The organism is Achromobacter sp. Marseille-Q0513 (assembly GCF_018195695.1).
In the GTDB taxonomy this organism is placed as follows: Bacteria; Pseudomonadota; Gammaproteobacteria; order Burkholderiales; family Burkholderiaceae_B; genus Achromobacter.
The window spans coordinates 1-4818 of the sequence record NZ_JAGTJY010000286.1; the positions used below are offsets into that span (position 1 = coordinate 1).

General features: G+C 73.5%; 1 pseudogene. It reads left to right on the forward strand.

Annotated elements, in window-relative coordinates:
- Window positions 1–4818, forward strand: a pseudogene (locus KDH83_RS29505) (hypothetical protein); the annotation flags it as partial.

The following is a 4818-nucleotide window of genomic DNA, read 5'->3' on the forward strand; positions in this document are numbered from 1 at the left end:
CGGGCGGCGCGGTGCTGCACAAGGGCGAGACGCGCGCGGGCAAGGGCGGCGACGTCACGCTGCGGGCGGGCGCGCCGGAAGTGGAAGGCGCCACCGGCGCGCTGAAGATGGCCGGGCAGCTGCGGGGCTACGGCATGGCCGGCGGCGGCACGCTGATGCTGGAGACGGATGGGAAGGTGGTGATCGGCGGAGTCGATGCGCTGGCCAACACGCAAGCCAACACCCTGACCGGCGCGACGCAGCCCCAGCCCTTGCTGCTGGATCCGTCGCTGCTGCGCGCGGGCTTCGCGAAATACGACATCAACGGCCGTGGCGGCCTGCGCGTGGCCGAGGGCGCGACGCTGGACGTGGCGATGCCGGTGTACCGATACGAGCCGGGCAATGAGGCCACGGGCCAGCGGCCGGCGCGGGCGCTGCTGCTGGCGCCGGTGTACCAGGAGAACCCGCTCAAGGGCGCGCTGACGCAGCGCGCCGGCGCGGACCTGACGCTGCGCTCGCAGCGCATCGAGGATGGCGCGGACATCGATATCGGCGCGGGCGCGCAGGTGTCGGTCGATCCGGGTCGCACGATCCGCCTGCTGGGCGGCGGCAACAGCCGCATCACCGTGGACGGCACGCTGCGCGCGCCCGGCGGTCGCATCGAGGCGGATATCGTCGCGCCGGCCTCCGACGTGCGCGACAACCCCGCCACCAAGCAGCACAACCGCGCCATCTGGATCGGCGGCGCGGCGACGCTGGACGTCGCCGGCCGCGCGGCCGGCGGCGTGGACATCGACGGTCGCCGCTACGGCCAGGCGCAGGCGGGCGGCAGCATCCTGCTGGGCGGCGCGCTGGACTGGGACGCGACCGGCATCGCCGATAGCGCCCGTGATATCGCCATCGTGGTGCGCCCGGGCGCCGTGCTGGACGCCTCGGGCTCGCGCCTGGCCATCGACGCGCCGCGCGGCAGCCGCCCGGGGACGCTGGACCTGGCCGGCGACGGCGGCCAGATCGTGCTGAAGTCCAGCTATGGCCTGTTCCTGGACGGCGACATGCGCGCCCGGGCGGGCGGCGCGGGCGCGGCCGGCGGCACGCTGGCGCTGGCGCTGGAAACGCCCACGTTCCCGCTGTCGGTCAACGCCGAGGACGGCGTGCGCCGGCCGCGCGAACTGATCCTGTCGCAGGGCACGCAGGCCAGCGGCCTGGCATCGGATCTCAAGCCGGGGCAGCTCGATCCGGCGCTGCATCATGGCGCGGCGCGCCTGTCGGCGCGGCAGTTCGAGGCCGGCGGCTTCGGCAACCTGTCGCTGCTGGTCAACGGCATACTCAGCTTTGACGGCGACGTGGCCCTGGCGGCCTCGCAAAGCCTGCGCTTCTATGCCGGCAGCTATGCCGTGACCGACCGCGCGGCGGCCGGCACGGCCGTCAGCCTGTCCGCGCCATACCTGCGCCTGGCCGGCGCGGCGCGCGCCCGGGGCGACGGCGTCACGCCGACGGTGACGTGGCGCGACGGCGCGTCCGCGCGGCCCGGCGTGGGCAGCTTCACCGCCGACGCGGACCTGATCGATATCCGCGACCGGGTCGGCTTCGGCGCGCGGGGCGCCGTGCCGTTGCTGGCCGGCGCGCCGGTGACAGTGGATCGGCGCGGCTTCGACCAGGTCAGCCTCAACAGCCGTGGCGACGTGCGCCTGCTGGGCGGACAGGCCGGCCGTGGCCTGTCCGGCGACGCCACCACCGAGCTGGGCACCAACGGCGACCTGCGCATCATCAGCGCGCAGCTCTATCCGGCCACCGGCGCCAGCGCGACCATCTGGGGCGGCTATGAAACCGGCCGCCGCCTGGAAATCCTGCGCCAGCCTGGCACGGAGTCGGTGGCGCCGCCGCTGTCGGTGTTCGGCTCGCTGAGCCTGGGCGCGGACACGGTGATCCAGGCGGGCACCGTGCGCGCGCCCATGGGTTCGATCAGCCTGGGCCAGGATGCCCGTGGCAGCGACAGCTGGCGCGCGCGCTCGGTCGAGCTGATGCCCGGCAGCCTGACTTCGGTCAGCGGCGCCGGCGTCATGGTGCCCTATGGCGGCACGGCGGATGGCCTGACGTACACCTATGCCGGCGCGCCGCTGAAACTGCGCGAGCAGAACGCCGGCGGCATTGCGTTCTCCGGCCATACGCTGACGGGCCACCAGGGCGCGGTGCTGGACCTGAGCGGCGGCGGCGAGCTGCGCGGCGCCGCCTTCGTGGCCGGGCGCGGCGGTTCGGTGGACATCCTGCGCACGCCGCTGGTCAACGCCAATCCGACATTCACCAACAGCGCGGCCGGCAATGCGATCTACGCCATCGTGCCGGGCCATGCCGGCGGCTACGCGCCGGTCGCGCCCGACACGGCGGGCAGCGAACCCGTCGTGGGCCAGACGCTGACGTTGACGCAGGACGCGGGCGGATTGAAGGCCGGCGTCTACACGTTGATGCCGGCGGCCTATGCGCTGATGCCGGGCGCCTACCGCGTCGAGCTGGGCGCGGAGACCTTGCTGCCCGGCGCGGCGCCGACGCCGCAGGGCTCGCTGGTGGCGTCGGGCTACCTGGGCGTGTCCAACACCGGACTGCGCGCGGCGCTGCCGCGCCAGCTGCTGCTGACGCCGGGGGAGCGGGTGCGCTCGCATTCGAACTACAACGAGATGAGCCATGACGCCTTCGTGGCGGCGGACGCGGCGCGCAAGGGCGGCCTGCGCGGCCAGATCACGGCCGACGCGCGCACCCTGCGCCTGAACTACGAGCGCGTCTTGCCGCAGGAAGGCAAGCCCATGCTCGGCTTCGACGGCGTGGCGCGTTTCGCGGCCGCCAAGGGCGGGGTGGACGGTACGCTGGAGGTCCTGGCCAACGACGTGGAACTGCTGGCCGATGGCGCGGGCCGGACGGCGGGCTACACGGGCGCTTCGCTGTCGGCGTCCGCGTTGAACCGTTTCAATCCCGTGCGCATGATGGTCGGCGGCCGGCTGGATCTGAAGCCGGGCGACAACTACGCGACCTTCGTGTCCAGCACCAACAACGTGACCGTGCGCGCGGGGGCCGCGCTCAGCGCCGCAGAGGTGTTCCTGATCAGCGGCGCCACCTGGGGCGGCATCACGGTGGAAGAGGGCGCCGCCATCTCGACCATCGGCCGTGGCAAGCCAGCCTACGATTCCAGCACGGGCTTGGTGTACGCCGCCGGCCGGACCGGCGTGCTGGGCCTGAGCAACGGCACGATCAACCTGCTGCCGGCCACGCCGGAGATGGCGCAGGGGCCGGGCTACATCAATATCGGGGCCTGCGCCGGCGCCTGCACGGGCGCCGCCACCACGCTGGCCGCCGAAGGCACCTTGCTGGTCGCCACCGACCGCGCCTTCACGCTGGCCGACAATGCGCGCTATGGCGCGCGCAACCTGCTGCTGGCGATGTCCACGCTGAACCTGGGCGATGAGGCCGCGCTGGCGCGGGCGGCCGCCGCCGGCGCTTTGCCGAACGGGCTGATGCTGAACCAGCGCGTGCTCGACAATCTGCTCAAGGGCAACGCCGGCCCCGGCATTCCCGCCGTCGAAACGCTGATCCTGAACGCGCGCGATTCGGTCAACGTGTTTGGCTCGGTGACGCTGGACGCCACGCAGGGCAAGGGCGTGGGCCGGCTGGTGCTGGGCGCGCCGGCCATCTACGGCTATGGCGGCGCCGCCGACACCGCGACGATCCGCTCGCGCGAACTGGTGTGGACCGGCGTGTCCGCGCGTCCCTCCCATCTCTCGGGCCAGTACGATCCGGCGATACCGGGAGCGGCCATCGCGGACCGGCTGGGCGACGGCCGGCTGCAATTGGCCGCCGAGCGCATCGTGTTCGGCTATGGCCCGGACACCCAGCCCGTGAACTGGCTGTCGGCCGAGCGCCTGGCGCTGGGCTTCGCCGGCGTCGACCTGCTGGCCAGCGAGCGCGTGACCGCCAATGGCCAGGGCACGCTCAAGGCCTATCACCGCCAGGGCGCGTACCAGGCGGGCAAGGGTCATGCCTACAGCGGCGGCGACCTGAACATCGTGACGCCGCTGCTGACGGGCGAGGCCAGCTCGTCCATGGCCTACACGGCGGGCGGCAGCCTGACGCTGCGTCGGCCGCAGGGCGCGGCGGCGCTGCCCGGGCAAGCCGGCGCGCTGGGCGCTCAGCTGACGCTGGCGGGCGGTTCGGTGGACCTGGACGGCGCGATCGCGCTGGCCTCGGGCAAGCTGAAGATCAAGGCCGAGCGCGACCTGCGCCTGGGCGCGCAATCGCGCCTGGACCTGGCTGGCCGCGAAGTGCTGTTCTACGACCAGGCGCGCTACACCTGGGGCGGCGACCTGACGCTGGATAGCGCGGCGGGCAATATCGACCAGGAGGCCGGCTCGGTCATCGACCTGTCGGCGCGCAAGCAGCGCGGCGGCACGCTGGCCGCGACGGCGCTGGGCGCCGGCGCCGGCCGGATCGACCTGCGCGGTTCCATCCTGGGCGGCGCGTCCGGCCTGTACGACGCGGGCGGCACGCGCGTGCCCTATGACGGCGCCGAGATCACGCTGCGGGCGCAGACGCTGGCCGACTTCGCCGGACTGAACACGCGCCTGAACGCGGGCCAGGTCCATGGCGCGCGCCGTTTCCAGATCAAGCAGGGCGATCTGCTCGTGGGCGACGAGGTGCGCGCGCGCCAAGTCAGCATCACGGTGGACGGCGGCAGCCTGACCGTGGCCGGCCGCATCGACGCCAGCGGCTTCCAGCCCGGCATCATCCGCCTGGCGGCCAAGGGCGACCTGAACCTGCTGGGCGCGCACCTCGTCGCCCACGAGCAGATCGCCC